This is a genomic window from Amycolatopsis stemonae (genome assembly GCF_054781455.1).
In genome coordinates, this window is the sequence record NZ_BAAGUJ010000008.1 from 290,748 (window position 1) to 309,379 (window position 18,632).

General features: G+C 70.9%; 24 protein-coding genes. 16 read left to right on the plus strand and 8 right to left on the minus strand.

Features of this window, described 5'->3' with window-relative positions:
* Positions 1–8: 8 nt before the first annotated feature.
* From ACYVLJ_RS28950 to ACYVLJ_RS28995, 10 genes are all read left to right on the plus strand, one after another.
* Entirely contained in the window at positions 9–503 is a 495-nt protein-coding gene (locus ACYVLJ_RS28950) for a hypothetical protein (protein WP_460441039.1), read from the plus strand.
* Positions 503–2,434, plus strand: coding sequence for a phage tail protein (locus ACYVLJ_RS28955; RefSeq protein ID WP_460441040.1), 1,932 nt, complete (start codon positions 503–505; stop codon positions 2,432–2,434). The genes ACYVLJ_RS28950 and ACYVLJ_RS28955 overlap by 1 nt, the downstream gene beginning before the upstream one ends.
* Complete coding sequence (locus ACYVLJ_RS28960; protein WP_460441041.1) at positions 2,431–3,837, plus strand: hypothetical protein; 1,407 nt, start codon at positions 2,431–2,433, stop codon at positions 3,835–3,837. Before ACYVLJ_RS28955 ends, ACYVLJ_RS28960 begins: the two co-directional genes overlap by 4 nt.
* Complete coding sequence (locus ACYVLJ_RS28965; RefSeq protein ID WP_460441042.1) at positions 3,834–4,976, plus strand: DUF5047 domain-containing protein; 1,143 nt, start codon at positions 3,834–3,836, stop codon at positions 4,974–4,976. Before ACYVLJ_RS28960 ends, ACYVLJ_RS28965 begins: the two co-directional genes overlap by 4 nt.
* Positions 4,976–5,707, plus strand: a complete 732-nt coding sequence (locus tag ACYVLJ_RS28970; RefSeq protein WP_460441043.1) for a hypothetical protein — start codon at positions 4,976–4,978, stop codon at positions 5,705–5,707. Before ACYVLJ_RS28965 ends, ACYVLJ_RS28970 begins: the two co-directional genes overlap by 1 nt.
* Before the next feature lie 21 nt (positions 5,708–5,728).
* The gene (locus tag ACYVLJ_RS28975) at positions 5,729–6,310 is read left to right on the plus strand and encodes a hypothetical protein (protein ID WP_460441044.1); all 582 of its coding nucleotides are present in this window, start codon (positions 5,729–5,731) and stop codon (positions 6,308–6,310) included.
* A gap of 77 nt (positions 6,311–6,387) precedes the next feature.
* Complete coding sequence (locus tag ACYVLJ_RS28980) at positions 6,388–6,639, plus strand: hypothetical protein (RefSeq protein WP_460441045.1); 252 nt, start codon at positions 6,388–6,390, stop codon at positions 6,637–6,639.
* Entirely contained in the window at positions 6,629–7,273 is a 645-nt protein-coding gene (locus ACYVLJ_RS28985; RefSeq protein WP_460441046.1) for a collagen-like domain-containing protein, read from the plus strand. Before ACYVLJ_RS28980 ends, ACYVLJ_RS28985 begins: the two co-directional genes overlap by 11 nt.
* The gene (locus tag ACYVLJ_RS28990; RefSeq protein ID WP_460441047.1) at positions 7,273–8,322 is read left to right on the plus strand and encodes a glycoside hydrolase family 25 protein; all 1,050 of its coding nucleotides are present in this window, start codon (positions 7,273–7,275) and stop codon (positions 8,320–8,322) included. Before ACYVLJ_RS28985 ends, ACYVLJ_RS28990 begins: the two co-directional genes overlap by 1 nt.
* Positions 8,319–8,627, plus strand: coding sequence for a hypothetical protein (locus tag ACYVLJ_RS28995; protein WP_460441048.1), 309 nt, complete (start codon positions 8,319–8,321; stop codon positions 8,625–8,627). The genes ACYVLJ_RS28990 and ACYVLJ_RS28995 overlap by 4 nt, the downstream gene beginning before the upstream one ends.
* A gap of 77 nt (positions 8,628–8,704) precedes the next feature.
* Here the strand turns inward: ACYVLJ_RS28995 and ACYVLJ_RS29000 are convergent, their stop codons facing one another.
* The 4 genes from ACYVLJ_RS29000 to ACYVLJ_RS29015 all read right to left on the minus strand — a co-directional run bounded on the left by ACYVLJ_RS29000 (position 8,705) and on the right by ACYVLJ_RS29015 (position 10,178).
* Entirely contained in the window at positions 8,705–8,944 is a 240-nt protein-coding gene (locus tag ACYVLJ_RS29000) for a helix-turn-helix transcriptional regulator (RefSeq protein ID WP_460441049.1), read from the minus strand.
* A 9-nt stretch (positions 8,945–8,953) separates the two neighbouring features.
* On the minus strand, positions 8,954–9,154 hold the full coding sequence (locus ACYVLJ_RS29005) for a hypothetical protein (protein WP_460441050.1): 201 nt from the start codon (positions 9,152–9,154) through the stop codon (positions 8,954–8,956).
* A gap of 309 nt (positions 9,155–9,463) precedes the next feature.
* Complete coding sequence (locus tag ACYVLJ_RS29010; RefSeq protein ID WP_460441051.1) at positions 9,464–9,715, minus strand: hypothetical protein; 252 nt, start codon at positions 9,713–9,715, stop codon at positions 9,464–9,466.
* Positions 9,702–10,178 (minus strand): hypothetical protein, encoded by a 477-nt coding sequence (locus ACYVLJ_RS29015; protein ID WP_460441052.1) that lies wholly within the window; start codon positions 10,176–10,178, stop codon positions 9,702–9,704. The genes ACYVLJ_RS29010 and ACYVLJ_RS29015 overlap by 14 nt, the downstream gene beginning before the upstream one ends.
* 116 nt (positions 10,179–10,294) lie before the next feature.
* Between ACYVLJ_RS29015 and ACYVLJ_RS29020 the strand changes: the two genes are divergently transcribed.
* Together ACYVLJ_RS29020 and ACYVLJ_RS29025 are read left to right on the plus strand one after the other, a co-directional pair.
* Positions 10,295–11,479 (plus strand): helix-turn-helix domain-containing protein, encoded by a 1,185-nt coding sequence (locus ACYVLJ_RS29020; RefSeq protein ID WP_460441053.1) that lies wholly within the window; start codon positions 10,295–10,297, stop codon positions 11,477–11,479.
* Between the two features lie 95 nt (positions 11,480–11,574).
* A complete protein-coding gene (locus ACYVLJ_RS29025) occupies positions 11,575–11,745 on the plus strand; it encodes a hypothetical protein (RefSeq protein WP_460441054.1) in 171 nt (56 codons plus the stop codon).
* A gap of 56 nt (positions 11,746–11,801) precedes the next feature.
* Here ACYVLJ_RS29025 and ACYVLJ_RS29030 read toward each other — a convergent pair whose 3' ends face one another.
* Positions 11,802–12,251: a hypothetical protein gene (locus tag ACYVLJ_RS29030; protein ID WP_460441055.1), complete on the minus strand. Its 450-nt coding sequence runs from the start codon at positions 12,249–12,251 to the stop codon at positions 11,802–11,804.
* A gap of 453 nt (positions 12,252–12,704) precedes the next feature.
* Here ACYVLJ_RS29030 and ACYVLJ_RS29035 point away from each other — a divergent pair, with 453 nt between their 5' ends.
* Positions 12,705–13,625: an esterase/lipase family protein gene (locus ACYVLJ_RS29035; protein WP_460441056.1), complete on the plus strand. Its 921-nt coding sequence runs from the start codon at positions 12,705–12,707 to the stop codon at positions 13,623–13,625.
* Between the two features lie 68 nt (positions 13,626–13,693).
* Entirely contained in the window at positions 13,694–14,119 is a 426-nt protein-coding gene (locus ACYVLJ_RS29040; protein ID WP_451977380.1) for a hypothetical protein, read from the plus strand.
* Here the strand turns inward: ACYVLJ_RS29040 and ACYVLJ_RS29045 are convergent.
* Positions 14,116–14,496, minus strand: coding sequence for a hypothetical protein (locus ACYVLJ_RS29045; RefSeq protein ID WP_460441057.1), 381 nt, complete (start codon positions 14,494–14,496; stop codon positions 14,116–14,118). The two genes, ACYVLJ_RS29040 and ACYVLJ_RS29045, sit on opposite strands and share 4 nt — an antisense overlap.
* Positions 14,497–14,576: 80 nt before the next feature.
* On the opposite strand from ACYVLJ_RS29045, the gene ACYVLJ_RS29050 reads away from it, so the two are divergent.
* The gene (locus ACYVLJ_RS29050) at positions 14,577–15,392 is read left to right on the plus strand and encodes a DUF1206 domain-containing protein (RefSeq protein ID WP_451977374.1); all 816 of its coding nucleotides are present in this window, start codon (positions 14,577–14,579) and stop codon (positions 15,390–15,392) included.
* On the opposite strand, the gene ACYVLJ_RS29055 is transcribed toward ACYVLJ_RS29050, so the two are convergent.
* Complete coding sequence (locus ACYVLJ_RS29055; RefSeq protein ID WP_460441058.1) at positions 15,389–17,233, minus strand: GTP-binding protein; 1,845 nt, start codon at positions 17,231–17,233, stop codon at positions 15,389–15,391. The genes ACYVLJ_RS29050 and ACYVLJ_RS29055 overlap by 4 nt on opposite strands.
* A gap of 247 nt (positions 17,234–17,480) precedes the next feature.
* On the opposite strand from ACYVLJ_RS29055, the gene ACYVLJ_RS29060 reads away from it, so the two are divergent.
* Entirely contained in the window at positions 17,481–17,921 is a 441-nt protein-coding gene (locus tag ACYVLJ_RS29060; protein WP_451977368.1) for a DoxX family protein, read from the plus strand.
* Here ACYVLJ_RS29060 and ACYVLJ_RS29065 read toward each other — a convergent pair.
* Positions 17,918–18,628 carry a TIGR03089 family protein gene (locus ACYVLJ_RS29065; protein ID WP_451977365.1) on the minus strand — a complete coding sequence of 237 codons (711 nt, stop codon included), beginning with the start codon at positions 18,626–18,628 and terminating at the stop codon, positions 17,918–17,920. The genes ACYVLJ_RS29060 and ACYVLJ_RS29065 overlap by 4 nt on opposite strands.
* Positions 18,629–18,632: the final 4 nt, after the last annotated feature.

An 18,632-nucleotide genomic window follows, 5' to 3' on the forward strand; every position in this document is an offset into this window, starting at 1 on the left:
GCACCCCGATGGCGAAGGCAACGCTCGTCGTCAAGGTGCGCATCGAGGGCGTACGCGAGATCCTGCGCGCATTCTCCGTGTTGCCGAAGGACGCGCAGAAGGCGATCCGCGACCACTCGCAGGCGCTGGCGCGCAAGCTCGCGGTGAAGGCCGTGGTGGACGTGTCCGTCCACGGTGGACCGCAGGGGCCGAACCTGGCGACGACCGTCAAGGCCGTGCGCGACCGGGTGCCGGCGATCCAGGTGGGCGGCACCCGCAAGCTCGGCCGTCACGGTGCACCGGCCTACGGGACGCTGTTCGGCTCGCTGTTCGGCATGAACGGCCGCTCCGGCTGGTTCTCCGCGGCCCGCTACGCCAGTGCGGCGGGCCGCCAGTACCGGCCGCACCAGGGAGACGCCTACGCGTTCTTCCCGCTCGTCGAGCGTGAGGCCGCCACGATCTCGCGTGAGTGGCACGCCGCCGTCGACGACGTGGTGCGCAAGTTCTCCGAGGGCGGTGCGTGATGGCCCTCGGCGAGCGCACAGTAAAGATCAAGTTCGACGGGTCCAGCGCGGGCCTGGTGGCCGCGGCCGCCGCCGCCAAGGCCGAGATGAAGGCGCTCAGCGACGACGCAAAGAAGCGCAGCAAGGCGCTGAACGACTTCGCCGGCGGCGTCGGCAAGGCCGCGCGCGGCGTGATGGACCTGATGCTGAAGGCGTCTACCGCAGCGTCGGTCGCCAACCTGCTGCCGGTCGCCATCAACGGGATCATCGCGGCGGCCGGACTCTTGCCGGTCGCCGTCGCGGCCGGGTTCGCCTTCGCAGGCGCGATGATCGCGGTCAAGCTCGGCGCCGACGGGGCCAAGCGTGCGTTCTCCCAGCTGAATCCACAGTTGACCTCGCTGAAGGCGTCCGTCTCGGCCAGCTTCGAGAAGGCGCTGCTGCCCGCCGTGCGCAACCTGCAGGGCCTGCTCCCGAAGACCACGAGCGGGTTCCAGCAGATCGCGACCGCGATGGGCGGCGTGGCCACCAAGGTCACCGGCGTGGTCGCCTCGGCGAAGGGCACGGCCGAGGTCAACACGCTGCTGTCCGGGACCGGCCGGATCATCCAGAACATCGGCGCGTTCCTGGCGCCGGTGATTGCCGCGTTCCTGCGGATCGGCGCCGTCGCGATGCCGATCCTGGTGCAGCTGACCGGAGGCCTCGGCAACGCCGGGCAGGCCTTCAACGACGCGGTGCAGCGCTTCGCCGACTCCGGAAACCTCGAGCAGTGGATCCGCGGCGCCATCGACGGCTTCAAGTCGTTCTTCGGCGTCGTCGGCGACGTGGTCGGCATCCTGTCTTCGGTCTTCGGCGCGATCCAGGACGCCGGCGGCAGCGTCGGCGGGTTCCTTGGCCCGCTGCTGAAGACCGTGCGCGAGTTCCTGGACTCCGCGCAGGGACACGACACCCTCGTGAAGTTCTTCGAGTCGCTGAACACCGTGGCCGGCGTGGTGTCCAAGGTGCTGGGTGCGGTGCTGCAGGCGGTTGGCCCGGCGATCCCGCCGCTCGCGTCGGCCTTCGCCGACCTGGCGACGACCATCGGGAACATCCTCGTCCCGGTCATCAACTTCCTGGCGCCGGTGCTGCAGAACATCGCCAACTTCATCGCCCAGAACACCAGCTGGATCACGCCGCTGGTGATCGCCCTCGGCCTGTGGGCGGCCGCACAGTGGGCACTGAACATCGCGATGGACGCCAACCCGATCGGGCTGGTCATCCTCGCCATCGCCGCGCTGATCGCCATCGTCGCCACGATCATCACCTACTGGGACCCGATCGCCGACTTCTTCGTGGGCCTGTGGAACACCGTCAAGGACGCCGTGACCGTCGCCGCGCAATGGATCTGGCAGCGGCTCGTCGACGCCTGGAACTTCATCAAGGGCGTCTGGAACGGCGTCACCGGGTTCTTCGCCGGTCTCTGGTCCGGCGTCACTGCGGGCGTGACCGCCGCGAACCAGTGGATCCGCGACCGCTTCTCCGACGCCTGGAACTTCATCAAGGGCGTCTGGAACGGTGTCGGCAGCTTCTTCTCCGGTGTGTGGTCGAGCATCGGCAACGGCCTGAAGTCCGCGCTCAACGGCGCGATCCGGCTGCTGAACGGCGCCATCGACGGCATCAACGACATCACCGGCGTGGTCGGCATCCCGAACATCCCGCACATCCCGTACCTGGCCAAGGGCGGCACGGCCAAGGGTGGCCGGCCATACATCGTCGGCGAGCAGGGCCCGGAGCTGTTCGTGCCGGGCCAGACCGGGCGGGTGGTCTCGAACGCGCAGACCTTCGGCAAGGCCCAGGTGATCGAGCTGACCCTCGACCTCGGCAAGGGCATGAGCGAGCGCATCCGGATCGAGCTCGACGAGACCGGCCGAGCAACCGCGCGTGCGGCCGGCGCCGGAGCGGGGGGCATGCGATGACGACCACGACGACCTACCTCGACGACCTCGGTCGCGTCCGTGTCGCCTTCACCGGGCTGAACGCGGACGCGGATTACGCGCTCGTCGAGCGCTCCACCGACGGGATCACCTGGACCACGGTCCGGGGCGGCGACAAGGTCGGGTTGATCGGCGGCGCCGGCAAGCTTGACGACTACGAGTTCGTCGCCGGTGTCGCGAACACCTACCGCGTGACCGCCGTCGACGCGGCCGACGTGACCCGCTTCGCGTCCGGCGCGTTCACCACCGGCAACAACGCCACGTTGAACCCGCCGCTGCCCGCGTCCACTCCTAACGGTGCACTCCTGACCCTGCACGTCACGCACGCCAACACTGCGGCGACGATCGCCACGCCGGCCGGGTGGACGCTGCTGGCCGGCGGGGCCGGGCACATGGCGACGTTCTACCGGGTCATGGCCGGCGGGGTGACGGCGCCGTCGGTGACGTTCTCCGGAGGCGCGGCCGGGGACTCGTGCTCGGCCATCATCACGGCCTGGTCGAACGCGGACACCCCGGTGCATGCGGCGCTGCAGACGAACGCGTCCGCGCAGAACGTCTCGACGCCCGGCGCCACGCTCGCCGCCAACGGCGTGGTGTGGGTCATGCACGAGTGGAAGAAGTCCACCGGCACCAGCGCCTCCGTGCCTACCGCGCAGTTCGAGGCCGACCCGGTCGGCGGGTTCAACACGGCCGGGTCGAACAACGAATCACAGATCATCTGGCGCACGCTCGCCGCGACCAACGCGCAGACCATCCCGTCGTTCGTCACCACCTGGACCGGTGGCACGGCCGCGGTGAGCAAGGCCCGGCTGATGCGGCTGCCTCGCCGGCCGAACGTCGGGGTCGAGACCTCGACGATCACGCCAGTTCTGGACGGGGTGTGGCTGAAGAACGTGCGTCGGCCATCGCTGAACCGCAAGGTCACCATCTCGGGAATCTCCGAGATCACCAACCCTGCCCGGGTGGCGATCATCGACGTGGTCGGCCGCACCTACCCGATCGCGATCGGCGACGTTCGCGGCTCCCAGCGGCTCACGATCACGGTCACCACACCCAGCCTGGCCGCGGCCGCCGACTTCGCCAACGCCCTGATGACCGGGCACACGGTGTTTCTCCAGGCACCGGAACGGGAGTGCGCGGTCCCCACGCTCTACGCCGCGGTCGGCGACGCGGTGAAGCGCAAGACTTCCGCACGCGGTGTGCGCCGGTACTTCGACCTGCCCCTGACCGAGGTCGCCGCTCCGGCGTCCACTGTGTACAGCGACACCTTCACCTACGCCGACGTGCTCGCGACGTACGCCGCGATCGCCGATGTCGTCGCCGGGAACGCGTCGTACTCAGCGCTGATCGACAAGGTATCGACAGCGGTGGTGGTGGTCCCATGAAGCCGGCCACGGACAGCTTCTTCGCCAGTCTGCGCGGATCGCACACGCTGGCGTCGCGGTGCACGCTGGTCGCGCCCGGCCAGACCGGCACTGCGCCGACCGGGATCTCGATCCCCGGCGTCTCCAACCTCGGCCGCTTGCCGATCCTGTCCGGCGACGTGACGACCGACATGACCGCCGACGTTCAGTCCACGTTGGACCTGTCGACGGTTTACCCGTGGCCGTCCAAGCCGACCGACCCGGGCACGCCGTACGGGCAGGAGATCTACGTCGAGCGCGGCGTCGAGTACGGCACCGGCACGCAGGAGCTCGTCGGCCTGGGCTACTTCCGCATCAACAAAGTCGAGCAGCAGTCCGTTCCCGACGGCGCGATCCGGATCACCGCGTCCGACCGGATGGCGATGGTCCGCGACGCCCGCAACACCGCGCCCGTCCAGTTCGGATCCGGCGCATCGGTCGGCTCGGTCATCGACTACGTCGTGGGGCAAGCCGTGCCGGGCCTGGTGACCGTGTACGACTTCGACGCCTACTCGACGCTGCTCGGCTCCGACCACGTCCTGGACGAGGACCGGCTGGGGTTCGTGCAGGACTTGCTTGCCGCGTACGGGAAGTACGGCTACTTCGACTACGCCGGCCGATTCCAGGTGAAGAGCGTGCCGGACCTCACGAAGGTCTCGCCGGTGTGGGACATCAACTCCGGCCGGAATGGCGTGCTGGTGTCGATGCAGCGCACCATCTCCCGGGACGCGGTCTACAACATCGTCGTGGCACGCGGCGAGCCGGTCGGCGAGCTCCCGCCGGTGCAGGCCGTAGTGTCCGACGACGACCCGAGGTCGCCGACGTGGGTCGGCGGACCGTTCGGGCTGGTGCCCACGGTCTACTCGTCGGCGTTCATGACGACCGTCGACCAGTGCGCGGGGGCGGCGAGAGCGAAGCTGGCGAAGGTGACCGGCCTGCCGTACGCGGTGTCTCTCGGCAGCGTGCCGAACCCCGCGCTTGAGGGCTGGGACGTGGTGAGCGTGTCCTACCCGGGCAACTCCGAGGTGCACGTCATCGACCGGATCACCTATGGCCTGGCTCCCGACGACTCGATGGGCATCGACACCCGCAAGCAGTACCTGACGCGGAGGGCGAGCTGATGGACGCTCTCGCCTACGCCGTCGCCATGGCCGCCGCGAACGCCGCTGCCACCACACCGCCCGGCGGCGCCGACCTCGCCCACTACCAGGGCGAGATCCTCTCGTGGGACGAGTCGACCGGACTCAACTCGGTGAAGGTCAACGGTTCTGCGGTCTCGAACATGCGTGTGCTGCAGTCCGGGATCGGCGTCACATACCAGCCCGGCGACACGGTGATGGTCGAGAAGCGGATGTCGCAGTGGTACATCCTCGGCAAGGTCGCCGCGCCCGGCGCCGGCGCGGCCAACCGGATCCAATCCCAGACCATCGCAGCCAACGAGTCCACCGGGTCCGCGTCGTACACGGACCTGGCCACCTTCGGGCCGTCGGTGAGTGTCTACATCGGATCGTCGCGACGCTGCCTGGTCCTGGTGTCTGCGTTCATCACGATGTCCGGAACGACAGCATCCACCGCCAGCTTCATCGGCGGCACGGCCAGCGTCACCGTCTCCGGCGCCAGCACCATCGGGCACAACCTGGCGTACGCCTCGGCGTCGCTGCAGACCCTCGTGCCCTTCGGGAGAAGCACCTTCGGTGCGGGTGGCAGCTTCTCCGCATCCGGGACCCGCCTGTTCACCGCGGCCGACGGGCTCGCCCAGGGTGTGAACACCTTCACTGTTCAGTACTTGTCGTTACAGACATCGCCAACGTGCGGGTTTCGGCAACGGACTCTCACCGTCATTCCGTTCTGACGTAAGGAAAGGAGCCCAGCCATGGGCAACACGAGCCGATACGGCTGGCCCTACCCCGAGGTCACCGACCCGCCGAACACCGCCCTGCACATCAAGAACGCGCTGCAGGCGCAGGAGCCGACGGTGGGGGCGCTGGCTGACGCCGTAGCGGCGCTGCCGCTCGGGATCGTCGCCCAGCAGACCTACACGGCGAACGGTGCTTCCGGAAACACGACCGAGCTGGTGCAGGACTTCCTTCCGTTCACGCTGTCCCTGACCCGCAAGTACAAGGTGACGTTGACGGGGCAGCTGTTCTACCAGAACGCGGCGTACGCGACGATCCGGTTCCGGGTGGCGAACGGCGGGGGCGTGCCGAGCGCGTCGGCGCCGCTGGTGTTCGAGAACAACTTCCGCTCGACCATCGCGTCGAACTTCGAGGCCCGGTCGATCGTCGCCACGTTCAAGGGATCCCAGGTCGCGGCTCTGGGCCTCGCGGCCGGCAGTGCCGCGGTCGGCGTCGGCACGTTCATCACCTCCGGCAACGGCGGCGGTACCTGGACGTGGCAGGGCGGCGTCGGAACCAAGGTGCGGCAGCTGATCCTCGAAGACTGCGGCGCCGAGTGATGACCGTCCACAAGGCACGGAAGGGGTGACGAGTGAATGTGGGAAGTCTGCTCGCCACAGGCGGAACGGGGGCCGTCGTGACCGGGATCATCGGCTACCTGGCGCGGCTGCTCGTCATCGCGGACCGCCGCAACACGGCCGAGCTGAAGCGTGTCAACGAGGCGCACGACGAGGAGATCGCCGAGCTGAAACGGGACATCGCCGACTTGCGCGCCAAGGTCGACGAGCTGGAGGCCCGCGTCGACGAGGAACGCGAGTTGCGCCGCGCTGCCGAGGACCGGGCCGCGGCCGCCGAGCGTCGAGCGGGAGGTGTGTCCGATGCGGGGTAGGACGGGGCTTGTCGCGCTGGTCCTGGCGCTCGTTGCGCTCGGCGGTGTCGGGTGGCTGGTCTACGGCCAGGTCGACGCGCGCGACGCGGCAAGCACGGCGACGACCGAGCGGGACCAGGCGGCCGGAGCGGCGAAGAGCTTGGCCGACCAGGTGGCCGACGCGTGCGCGAAGGGCGGGCCCGCGGCCGCCGAGCTCGGCCGCGCATGCGAGCAGGCAGCGCAGGTCCAGGCGACTCCGGCGCCGGCCGTGGCGCGCGACGGCCGGGACGGTCGCAACGGGACGGACGGCAAGACGCCGCCGTGCTACTTCGAGGCGAGTCAGTGCCGAGGCGCGGACGGCCAGAACGGCACCGACGGGTCGAACGGCCAGGACGGGAAGAACGGCACCGACGGCGCCGACGGCAAGGACGGCCAGACCCCCGCGTGCATGGCCGAGCCCGACCAGTGCCGCGGTGCGTCCGGACCGGGCGGCCCACCGGGACCGCCGGGCCCGACGTGCCCGGACGGTTACGAGCTGCGCGACGCCGTCATCACCGCACCCGACGGCTCGACCTACACGGGCAAGGCGTGCGTGGACCCGAAGACCTCGGCGCCGCCGAGCACCGACCAGCCGCAACCGCACGGAGGAAGCTGATGCGCGGAACCGATGTCCACCCGTTCTACCAGCGCGGGCTCCGCTGGAACCAGGTCACCGACATCCACTTCGCGTGGGTCAAGGTCTCCGACGGCGGCGCCCCGTACACCACAACCCAGGGCGGCGTGACCTACCGGCCCGACACCCACGTGGCCGGCGCGAAGTCGGTCGGGATCCCGGTCGGCGGCTACCACTACGCGCAGCCGTCGCCCGCTCCGGAGCGCCAGGCCGACGTGCTGCTCGGCGAGGTCCGGCGGCTCGGCGCCACCGGCGTCGCGCCCATGCTCGACCTCGAAGCGCCGTTCAAGCCCGACGCGACGGCGAAGGCCTTCGGGCTCGCGTTCTGCCGCCGGGTCGCGGCGGCCGGGTTCCGGCCGGCCGTCTACATGAGCTCGTCGTGGGCGGCCGTGCTGCGGCCGGACCAGTGGGACGTGCCGGGCCTGGTGATCGTGATCGCCCGGTACGGCGCCCGCCCGGAAGCCGCCGGGTCCGGCCGGTACGTCGGCCGCTACGACGTGCACCAGTACAGCAGTAGCGGCAGCCTGCCCGGTTCGGCCGGCGCCGTCGACCTCGACGAGTCGTACACCAACGCCCACCTCACCACCCAGGAGGAACCCGACATGGACGCCACCCAGGCACAGCAGCTCGCCGAGCTTCACGCGTGGCTGAGCCCTCTCTCGGTCGAGACCGGGCCGAAGCCCGACGGCGGGGGCGACGCACCGCGCTCGAACCCGAAGACGATCGCCGACATGCTCGCCAACCTGTACGGGATGATGTTCTTCCCGTCGAACTACATCACGGCGCCGGACGGCAGCCGGATGCCGTCGATCCTGTCGATGGTCGCGAAGGCCGCGTACGGCTCCGGCGTCGACCCGGCCGCGATCGCCGACGCGGTCGAGAAGGCCGTCGGCACGGGCCTCGACGAGTTCCGGGCGCAGCTGCGCGCCGACGTGGTATCGGTGATCGGCGAGGACAACGCCGAGCAGGCCGACGCCATCGTCGACAAGCTCGCCGCCCGCCTCGGCACCAAGCCGGCGGCCGTCCAGTGACCGGGCAGCACGGGGCCTGGCCGACGGCGGTCGCCTGGTACCAGCGGTTCCGGAAGGCGCTGGCCGGCGCCGTCGCGATCGCGTCCGTCCCCGGAGTGCTCGGCGTGCTCGAGCTGGCCGGGGTGCACCTGTCGGCCGGGACGTGGGCGACGGTGCTCGGCATCGCCACGGTCATCGTCGGCGGCGGCACGGTCGCCGCCGTCCCGAACACGCTGAGCCTGGACGACGTGCGGAAGGCCGCCGAGTTGCACGGCCTGACCGTCAAGCCCGTGGCCGGGATCCCGCCGACGGACGCCGGGACGTAGAGCCGCGTGCACAACAAGGGCCCCCGGCACGATGCCGGGGGCCCTCGTCGTGCACGCCCGTTACTGGCCGAGCGCGGCTACGGCCTGGCGAGTTCGCGCCGACCTTCGTCGGTGAGCACGTAGTAGCGGTGGATCTTGTCGGGTTCGTCCCACCCGTCCGTGAGCCAGCCGCGGTCCTGCAACTTGTTCAGCAGCGGGTAGAGCCGCCTGCTGTGCACCTGCGCGTCGCGGCGCAGGTCCTCGGGGTAGAAGCGGGCCTTCGCAGCTCCCGCGAGCAGTACCGCCGCCAGCCTGCGCATTTCCCGATTCGACCGCATGGCTCGATCCTAACTCTCGTCGTCCTGCTCCGGCGGGTGCTGCTGCCAGCGGAACAAGGTCGACCGGTACGGGCCGCCCGGCCGGGTCGGGCCAGTCGGCTGCTGCGGCGGGTAGCTTCCGGCCAGTCCGTCGTAGACCACGTTCCCTTCCTGGCCTCCGGCGAGGCAGCTGCGGCGGTCGCGTCGGCGCGCGCTCGACCTCTTCGGCATGGGGCGTCTCCTAGCGCTTCGGCGGTTTCGGCTGGATGGGCCGGGGCTGCGGGCCGGGGTTGCCGCGGGTGGGTGATGAGGGCGTGTCCTTGCCCGGTCCCGGCCTTGTCGGTCCTGGTCCTGCGGGGTTGCGCGGCATTGACCGTCCTTCGATTCAAGGAGTGGGTAGGTGAAAGTGCGGGTCCGGTGCGCCCGGCAAGCCGGCCGTAGCCGCGCACCGGACCCGACTTCGCCGCGCACGGCACGGTGTGGGCGGCGGTCTGGAACCCGGTCGGCGCGCAGGGGAGGGTGAGCGCGCCGACCGGGGGCTCACGACGGCGGCGCCTCAGGTCGCTTAGCCGCCGTGAGCAGTTCGTGGGGTTCGATCTCTCGGCCGTCGAGTTCTCCGGCACGCGCGGCCAGCTGCGCGCCGATGCCGACGAGCTGGCGGCCGAGCGTGCGCAGCCCGTCGGCGTAGGCGGCGTCATCGGGCTGCAGTGTCAGCAGCTCGACCGTGACGCGCCCGATCTCCGTGTTCACCCTGGCGAGCCCGGCGAGCAGCTGGCGGTCACGCGCGTCCACGGGTCACCACCTCGAACAGGTCGCCCGCGAAGCCGCCGCCGGGAGTGCGGGGGTGGGGAAGGCGGGCCCAGCTGTGCGCCGCGCACGACGGGCACACGTGCGAGCGGAGCGGGACCAGGCCTCGCGGCCCGATGCTCGGCCGATCGTGCTCGAGCGGATAGCCGGGGCCGAGCAGGCACCACGGCCGGAGCAGCTCCAGCCGCAGGTTGGTCAGCTCGTCAAGCAGGTACAGGTGTGCCCGGCCGTCTGCGTCGAACAGGCGCCACTCCCACCGGGCGACGGGAGGTAGCTGCTCAAGGCGGGTCGGTGGCCGATCGTCGAGCGCGGTCATGACGGCCACTGGCTCTGTCGTCGGCTCGCGGCGCGGCGCGGCGGAACAGGTGGTCTCTCCGTCGATAGGAGCCCGCCGGCCTTCTTCGATGCCCTCGCCGGAGGAGGGCTGATCACCACTACGCGCCGTCACGCCGATGACGCTAAGAGCCATCGATCACGCCGAGGGACAACAAAGGGACAACGCCGTACGCTGGGAGCAAGCGGTACTCAACGGGAACAAACGAGAGCAGGTGAAACCCTGTGCCCGTGACGGACTTGCCTGGCGAGAGCGTCGGCGAACGCCTGAAAGCTGCGCGAAAGCTCGCTGGCGTCACGCAGCAACAGCTCTCGCAGGCCACGCACTTCTCGGTGTCCCTGATCAAGAAGGTCGAGACCGGCAAGGTTCCACCATCGGCGGCGTTCACCGCCAGCGCGGCCAGAGCGCTCAGCGTGAAGGTGGCGACGCTGTACGGCCTGCTGCAAGTCGTCGGCGAGCCGAGCGCCGACGCGGCCGCCGTCGCCGATCTGCGGAGCGCACTCGATGCCTACGACGACCCGCGCCCCGAGGGCCCGCCGCTCGAGCTCGACACGGTCACGGCCCGGCTCGCCGTGGCGTCCGGCAAGGTGCTGGGCCTGAACCACGCCGAGGTCGCGCAGCAGCTGCCCGCCCTGCTCCACCACCTGTACGTCCTAGCTGATCAGCCCGGCCGGCCTGGCGAGCTCGCGCGCGCCCAGCTGCACGACGCGTACCGCATGGCCGCGACGATCGCCGGTCGCTTCCGGCAGCCCGAGCTCGCTGCGATCGCGTCTGAGCGCCACGTTCAGCTCGCCGACCGCACCGGGGATCCCCTGCGCATCGCGATCAGCGCGTACCACCGGAGCACCCGCTACCTGCAGCACGGCGAGTACCGGGCCGGACTTCGCTTGCTCGACCGCGCCCGCCAGCATGTCGGGTCTGGTCCGGCTGACCGCGCCGTCGCGGTACAGCTGGACCTCCGATCGTCGATCCTCGCGGCCCGAGCGGGCGACGGCGCGGAGGCCGACGGCTACCTGGAGGAGGCACGCGCGATCTCCGCGGAGTTCCAGCCCCCGGCCGTGCCCTACTACAGCGTGGACGCCAGCACCACGAACATCACCGTGCACTGGTGCGCAGCTCCGGTCGAGCGCTACGACGGCGCCGAGTCGGTGCGTCGGGCCTCGACCGTGCACGTCGCCGATCCGCAGCGTCCCGAGCGCGTCGGGCACCACCACATCGACATGGCTCGCGCGTGGATGCTGTACGGCGACCGCGACCAGACGATCGCCGAGCTGAACGCCGCCCGGCGGGTGGCGCCGACCGCCACCCGCTACCACCCGTCGTTCCGCGAGACCCTGATCGGCCTTGCCGCCGCCGACCGGCGGGCAACCGATTCGGTGGCCAGGTTGGCGCGATGGTCCGGCGTGCAGCTCTAGCGTGTCGGCGGACGCTGTAACAACGAGGCGCGCGCGGTCGACTTGGACGGCGGACCACCGCCGTCGCGCGGGGGGTAGTCGACCAGGGAGGTGCCGTGTTCGGCCGGAAGAAGCGTCGCAACATCGCCAAGCAGACCGAGATCGCCCGCAAGCAGGCCGAGGCGCAGGGACTCGTGGTGAGCAAGCACCCCGAGGGATCGCTCGGTGACCGGCTCCACAAGCGCAGGGTGAGGAAGGCCGCGGAGGCCGCGGAGCAGCAGCAGTAACCCCGCATGCACGGAAGCCCCGACTCGGCCGCGCCAGCCGAGTCGGGGCTTTCCGTTTATCGGCCGGCCGCCGCGAGCAGGCGGCGCGCCGCGCCGTACTCGAACGCTGTGCACCCGACCACCGCCCGACACGTGACCTGCGCCCGGTCGTCGAGGTACGGCGTCACCGTCGAGCCGAGCAGCAGCGACCCGCAGTCCGCGATCGTCTCGATGCTCCGGCCGTACTCGCGCAGCCGCTGCCGCCGGTCCGGGGTTTCCCGGAACTGCTGGGTGTGCATCCACTCGTGGTTGACGACGGACAAGATCAGGTCGCGGTCGCACGGCACGAGCTCGGAGATCGTCACGCCGGCATACGTGGTCGAGACGCCCCACGCGTCCGCCCGCGTCGGGCCGACGTGCCACTCGACGCCGAACCGGCCGAGCTGGGCGAGCCGCGCGTCGACGAGCGCGGCGCGGTCGCACGCCGGCGCCGCGGCCGCGGGTTCCGGCGCGAGGCCTACGAGCATCCCGGCGACGAGCGCCAGAGCGAGGAGCGCGGAGACGGCGCGGCGGAGCGGCCCGTGTTCCGTAGGTGTTCCGTGGGACCCTTGCCGTGAGCAGTCTTCGACCAACGTCGACAAACGCTGTTCGGCCTGCGTATCGACTGGTCCGGCCGCAGATCGCCAGGTCGACGGGGGTGCCTTCCGAGAGCACTCAGATCTACGAAGGCACCAACCAGATCCAGAAGCTCGTGATGGCGCGGGCCCTGCTGAAGGGCTGAGCCGGAGCCACTCGAAGCCCCCGGCGAGTCATCGCCGGGGGCTTTGTCATGTCCGTGAGTGCCGCTCACGGCTTCCTGTTGCCCTAGCACCTGACATCGCGTCAGAAAATCACCCCCGGAGGGGAGTGTCCGGACAAGTTACTCGCGCGTTAACCACTTGGTGACGTGGATCACCATCCTTCACAGAGAGGTGAACCGGATGGGCATGACGCGCAAGTGGCTGACCGCCGCCCTCGCCACGGCGGCGGCGCTCACACTGGGGGCGGGGCAGGCCGCGGCGAAGGAACCGACCGGGCCCGTGCAACCCAACATCCTCACGGCGGCCGCGTACTCGCTGGGGAACCCGACCATCGCGCCGCCGGGGACGAACGACTGGGCCTGCAAACCCTCCGCCGCGCACCCGAACCCCGTGCTGCTCTCCAACGGGACCACCGCCAACGCCTACGAGAACTGGGCCAACCTGTCCCAGAAGCTCGCCGACGCCGGGTACTGCGTCTTCGCCGGGAACTTCGGCGGGGCGCCCGGGAGCTTCCTGCAGACCGTCGGGCCGATCGCCGACACCGCGAAAGCGCTTGCCGCCTTCGGGGACAAGATCCTCCAGGCGACCGGGGCGAGCAAGCTGGACGTCGTCGGGCACTCGCAGGGCGGGATGAACATCCGGTACTGGATCAAGTACCTCGGCGGCGCCGGCAAGATCAGCCGCCTGGTCGGGCTGTCGCCGTCCAACCACGGGACCGATCTCTTCGGCCTGCTCAGCACCCTCGAGCGGATCCCCGGCGTGCCCGCGGCGCTCGGCACCGTCTGCCAGTCGTGCAACGAACAGGCCGTCGGCTCGCCCTTCCTCACCGACCTCAACGCCGGCGGCGAGACCGTCGACGGCATCCAGTACACCGTGATCCAGACGCGCTACGACGACGTCGTCACGCCGTACACGAGCGCGTTCCTCGCGGCCGCGCCGAACGTCAAGAACATCCTGCTGCAGAACGTCTGCACCCTCGACTTCACCGACCACCTCGGCATCACCTACGACCCGGTCGCCGAAGGGCTGGTGCTCAACGCGCTCGACCCGGCCCACGCCAAGACGCCGCCGTGCGTCCCGGTGCCGCCGGTGATCAGCTGAGCTACGCCACATGAGACATAACCCACCGCCGGGGCGGATTTCCGCTCCGGCGGTGTCACTCTCGAAGCATGTACTGGCCGGTTCCGGCGTCCTGGACGCCCCACGACGAAGCCGAGCTGGTCGCCGGCTGGCGGCTGTGGCTCGAGCTGTCCGACCGCGCCTGGCCGACGGCCGCCTGGGACGGGACGCCCGCCGACGCCGTCCGCCAGCTGCGTGACCTCCTCGCCGCGTGCGACGAGATCGAGACGGCCTACCGGGCCGACGCCGCCGAGCCGTCGCCGGGGTTCCTGCGGCTGGTGCAGGGCCTCGTCGTCACCGCCGGCTCGGCCATCGGGCTCTGGTTCGACGACTTCGACCAGCTCGACAGCGAACGCGCGGCGCTGCTGCACGACGACCTCACGCGCTTCGCCGAGCAAGCCGAACAAGTCCTGACGCTGCTCGCGGCCAACGGCGGCTGGGCCGGGCTCGACGCGATCCGGCGCCGGCCGGCCTAAGCCAGCGTCGGGTCGGTGCCGCCGCCCGCGACGGGCCGGAACCGCGTGCCGCCGAGCGCGTCGTCCAGCGGACGGTCCAGCGTCAGCTCGGTTTCGAGCGTCCACGCCCGTTCGACGAGCGTGTCGACGGCCGCCCAGCGCTCGACCCGGTGCGCGCCGTCCGCCGACCACGAGCCGTCGAGCTCCATCCGCAGGCGCACGGTGAGCAGGCCCGGTTCCGGGGTGTGCCAGCCGAAGCGCAGGACGGCGAACTCCGTGCTCCAGCTCGACCAGTACAGCCAGCCCGATCCGTCGGCGCGGAAGCCGAGCTCGGTGTACTCGGGCGAGCCGGGGTGCACCTCCGTTTCCGACCAGTAGCCGACCAGGCGCGCATCCACGCCGGGATCGTCCCATCACAGGGCGCGATTGCGCCGCTTGGCCCAACCGATCGCGGGCCGCCGTGGGTACCCCACACCGCATGAACCGGACAGAAGCCGCCGCCGGCAGAGGCGAGAAGACCGATACCGCGCAAGTGCTCGGCCGGGCCGGGATGGCCTGCTACGGCCTGGTCCACCTCGTCCTCGCCTACCTCGCGTTCCAGGTCGCCTTCGGCGGCGGGAAGCAGGCCGACCAGAAGGGCGCGCTGCAGGAGATCGGCTCGACGGCGTTCGGCCAGGTGCTGCTCTGGGTCCTCGCCGTCGGTCTGGTGCTGTTCGGCCTCTGGCAGTTCCTGATGGCCGCCACCGGCTACGAGTGGGTCAGCGGCGGGAAGCGGACGCGCAAGCGGATCGGCGCCGGCGCGCGTGGCGTCGTCGTCATCGTGCTCGGGTTCACCGCGTTCAAGATCGCCACCGGCAGCGGCGGGGGCGGGTCGAGCAACCAGACCCAGCAGGAGTTCACGGCCAAGCTCCTCCAGCTGCCCGCCGGGCCCGCGCTGGTCGTCATCGCCGCGGCGGCCATCCTCGGTGTCGCGATCGCCGCGGGGGTCAAGGGCTTCAAGAAGAAGTTCCTCGAAGACCTCGACACCACCGAACTGCCGGGCCGGACCAAGCGCTGGATCGGTGGCGTCGGCCGGGTCGGTTACCTCGCCAAGGGAGCCGTCCTCGCGATCGTCGCGATCCTCGTCGCCATCGCCGGGTTCACCGCCGACCCGGGCAAGGCCGGCGGGCTGGACGCCGCGCTCAAGACGCTCGCCGCCCAGCCCTTCGGCACCGCGCTGCTGGTCGTCGTCGCCCTCGGGCTCGCCGCGTTCGGCGCGTACTGTTTCGGCGCGGCCTGGGCGCACAAGCGCTAACGCCGGGCGACCTGCGCGAGGTATTCCTTGCGGTCCAACGGGTTCTCGCCGGTCCGGGGCCGCGTCGGCGGCGGCCCGGGACAGGGGCGGTAGTCCGCGAACTCGCTGAGGAAGACGCTTTCGCCCTGGCTGAGCGCGGGCAGCGCCTGCTCGAACTCGTGGACGTGCTCGGCCGGGATGGTGCCGTGCAGCGTGCACGACGCCGGCCCGACGACCGGCTCATCGGGGACCCCGCGCAGGTCCGCGAGCTTCAGCAGCACCGCGCTGACGGCGTTCGCCGGGACCTCCAGCTCGAAGCGGTGCACCGGCTCGTGCACCCGCGTGCCGGCCTCCTGCAGCGCCGCCATCAGGACGAGCGGGGTCATCTTGCGGAAGTCGCTCGCCGCGCTGAGCGGGCTGAAGAACGCCGTGTGCGTCAGCGTGACGGCGCAGTCGAGCACCTCCCAGCCGTACAGGCCCTGGCCGAGCGTCGCGTGGACGGTCTCCTCGATCGCCTTGTGGAACGCCAGCGGCAGCGAGCCCAGCTCGACCGAGAGACCGAACGTGACGCCGGATCCGGGTTCCACCCGCAGCCCGACCGTCGCGAAGAAGTACAGCCGTTGCCCGGGATCGAGGTGTTCGACGGCCTCGCCGCGCCCGATCGGCTTCTCGACGTACAGCGTGCGCGTCTGCTCGAACGTGACGTCGATGCCCGCGCCCTCGGCCAGCATCGAGCGCAGGACTTCCTTCTGCACTTCGCCGTAGAGGCGGACCGAGATGTCGTGGCCGTGGCGGCGGACGTCGATCAACGGGTCCTCCTCGGACAGCCGGGTGAGCGCCGTGAACAACGGTGCCGCCTGCTCGGGCCGGACCGGCCGCACCACGGTCTCCAGGCTCGGCGGCGCGAACACGCCGTCGCGGACGGTGCCGGGGGAGCCGAGCCGGTCGCCGATCCGGACTTCGCGCAGGCCGCGCACCCGGGCGACGTCCCCGGCGAGCGCCACGTCGTCCCCGGCCACCTCGACCGCCGAGACGCGGCCGGTGAACTCGGTTTCGCCGCGGTAGAAGGAGATCCGCTGCCGTGACGCGAGCGAGCCGGAGTGCAGGCGGGCGTAGGCGATCTTCTCACCCGCGCGGCCACGGTCGATCTTGAACACCGTCGCGGCCAGCGGGCCGTCGCCGGTGCGTTCGGTGGCCGGGAGCAGCTCGGCCATGGCCGTGACGAGGTCCGCCACGCCGGCGCCGGTGATCGCCGAGCCGGTCAGCACCGGGTGCACCGCGGCGCGGGCGACCTGCCGGGCCAGCTCGGCGCGGCAGGCCGCGGCGTCGACCCGGTCGTCCACATAGGACTCCAGGAAGGCGTCGTCACCGTCGGCCAGGAACTCCGGCGAAGTGGCGGCGGCCAGGGCGACCGCCCGCGGCGCGAGCTTCGCGCGGATGTCGGCGAGCTGGTCGCGCGCGCCCATCCGGTCGATCTTGTTGACGAAGACCAGTGTCGGGATGCCGAGGCGGAGCAGGGTGCGCATCAGCACGCGGGTCTGGGCCTGGACGCCTTCGACGGCGGACACGACGAGCACCGCGCCGTCCAGCACGCGCAGTGCGCGCTCGACCTCGGCGATGAAATCGGAGTGGCCGGGCGTGTCGATCAGCGTGATCCGGGTGCCGCCGGTCACGAACGAGACCACCGCGGAGCGGATGGTGATGCCGCGGCGGCGTTCGAGCTCGAGGGAGTCGGTCTGGGTGTCGCCGCGGTCGACGCTGCCGAGGTGGTCGATGGCGCCCGCTTCGAAGAGCAGGCGCTCGGTCAGGCTGGTCTTACCGGCGTCGACGTGCGCGAGAATGCCGATGTTCAGGGTTTTCACGAGGGCGAGGAGTCCTTTGTGATGCGGGTGACAGGCCGGGTCGGACGGTCTGTCGGCGCATCGGGGTCTCCTCACGGTCGTGGACGCAGGTCAGGGCGAAGATAGCCCCGCGCCCGGGCTGCGCCCAACCGAATATCGGTCCCTGTCGGTTCCCTGTCGATCACCCTCCGGAGCTTCGGGTGGGCGCGCCGGGCCTCTACGTTGGGCGAGTCAGTTGAAAATTCACCCACCGGGGAGCTGAAACCGGATGTTCGGACGATTCAAGGACGTGGCACTGCTGCTGGGGAGGATCGGCGTCGCGGTCGTCTTCCTCGCGCACGGGCTGCAGAAGTGGAACAACGGCATCGACGGCACGGCGAAGTTCTTCGAGATGACGGGCATCCCGCTGCCCACGGCCGCCGCGGTCTTCGCGATGACCGTCGAAATCCTCGGCTCGGTCGCGTTCATCGCCGGGTTCCTGATGCCGCTGGTCGGCATCGGCTACGTCGTGATCTCCGTGGGCGCGCTGCTCTCGGTGCACATCGACAACGGCCTGACCGGCCAGGGCGGCTACGAGCTCGTCCTGGTGCTCGCGCTGGCCGGGCTGGCGCTCGGCTTCAACGGCGGCCGGCTCTCGCTGGACCACCTGCTGTGGGGCCGCAAGCGGGCGCGCGCCGCCGCCGAAGCCGGCGAGCTGCAGAACGCCTAGGCCGGGAGGTCCGCCGTGGTGCGCTCGGCATCGCGGCGGGCACCCAGCTTGGCCTGGTCCGCGTTGCTCACGTGGACCAGGTGGGCGCCCGCGGCCAGGGGGACGAGCAGGCCGTCGAGGATGCCCTCGGGGCCGGTCCAGTCCCTTGTGGACAGCACGCGGTCGTCGGCGGTCAGGCCGAGCTTCGCCGCGCGGTTGCGGGCTTCGGCCAGCACCTCGTCCACTGTGGACTCGAACAGCGCGGCCGTGTCGCCGGGGATCGGGAAGAGCGGGCTGTACTGGTCGCCCGCCGCGCGGGACTCCGTCAGGTAGTCGAACGCACCGCCGCCCGGGGGCTCGGCCAGGCCGCGGCCCATCGGGTCGAGCGTGACGACGGCGGTCGCCGCGGCGCCGGTCGGCTCCGGGTCGTCCGGCCCGACGAACGCCACCCGCGCGCCGGCACCTTCGGTCACCACGCGCGCCCCGCACCACCACGCCCCGAGCAGCACGCCGACGGTCTGCCAGTGCGCCGGGAGCTGCACGGCCACGTCGTCGCCCGGCTCGACGTCGAACTCCTCGGTCAGCCAGTTGGCCGTCTTGGCCGCCCAGTTGGCGGTCGTCACCACGGACAGCTCGACGCGGCTGCCCAGCTGGTCGTCGTAGTGGGTGATCAACGGTTTGGCGGGCGAGGCCAGCAGCGGGCGCAGCAGCTCGTCGGTCAGGCTCATGCGG

Excerpts from the sequence above, each read along its gene's own strand:
- ACYVLJ_RS28955 (WP_460441040.1), top strand. The coding sequence starts at position 503 with ATGGCCCTCGGCGAGCGCACAGTAAAGATCAAGTTCGACGGGTCCAGC.
- ACYVLJ_RS29050 (WP_451977374.1), top strand. The coding sequence starts at position 14,577 with ATGAACCGGACAGAAGCCGCCGCCGGCAGAGGCGAGAAGACCGATACC.
- ACYVLJ_RS28970 (WP_460441043.1), top strand. The coding sequence starts at position 4,976 with ATGGACGCTCTCGCCTACGCCGTCGCCATGGCCGCCGCGAACGCCGCT.
- ACYVLJ_RS29035 (WP_460441056.1), top strand. The coding sequence starts at position 12,705 with ATGGGCATGACGCGCAAGTGGCTGACCGCCGCCCTCGCCACGGCGGCG.
- ACYVLJ_RS29060 (WP_451977368.1), top strand. The coding sequence starts at position 17,481 with ATGTTCGGACGATTCAAGGACGTGGCACTGCTGCTGGGGAGGATCGGC.
- ACYVLJ_RS28950 (WP_460441039.1), top strand. The coding sequence starts at position 9 with ATGGCGAAGGCAACGCTCGTCGTCAAGGTGCGCATCGAGGGCGTACGC.
- ACYVLJ_RS28985 (WP_460441046.1), top strand. The coding sequence starts at position 6,629 with ATGCGGGGTAGGACGGGGCTTGTCGCGCTGGTCCTGGCGCTCGTTGCG.
- ACYVLJ_RS29065 (WP_451977365.1), bottom strand. The coding sequence starts at position 18,628 with ATGAGCCTGACCGACGAGCTGCTGCGCCCGCTGCTGGCCTCGCCCGCC.
- ACYVLJ_RS29000 (WP_460441049.1), bottom strand. The coding sequence starts at position 8,944 with ATGCGGTCGAATCGGGAAATGCGCAGGCTGGCGGCGGTACTGCTCGCG.
- ACYVLJ_RS29005 (WP_460441050.1), bottom strand. The coding sequence starts at position 9,154 with ATGCCGAAGAGGTCGAGCGCGCGCCGACGCGACCGCCGCAGCTGCCTC.
- ACYVLJ_RS28990 (WP_460441047.1), top strand. The coding sequence starts at position 7,273 with ATGCGCGGAACCGATGTCCACCCGTTCTACCAGCGCGGGCTCCGCTGG.
- ACYVLJ_RS28975 (WP_460441044.1), top strand. The coding sequence starts at position 5,729 with ATGGGCAACACGAGCCGATACGGCTGGCCCTACCCCGAGGTCACCGAC.
- ACYVLJ_RS28960 (WP_460441041.1), top strand. The coding sequence starts at position 2,431 with ATGACGACCACGACGACCTACCTCGACGACCTCGGTCGCGTCCGTGTC.
- ACYVLJ_RS29040 (WP_451977380.1), top strand. The coding sequence starts at position 13,694 with ATGTACTGGCCGGTTCCGGCGTCCTGGACGCCCCACGACGAAGCCGAG.
- ACYVLJ_RS29030 (WP_460441055.1), bottom strand. The coding sequence starts at position 12,251 with ATGCTCGTAGGCCTCGCGCCGGAACCCGCGGCCGCGGCGCCGGCGTGC.
- ACYVLJ_RS28965 (WP_460441042.1), top strand. The coding sequence starts at position 3,834 with ATGAAGCCGGCCACGGACAGCTTCTTCGCCAGTCTGCGCGGATCGCAC.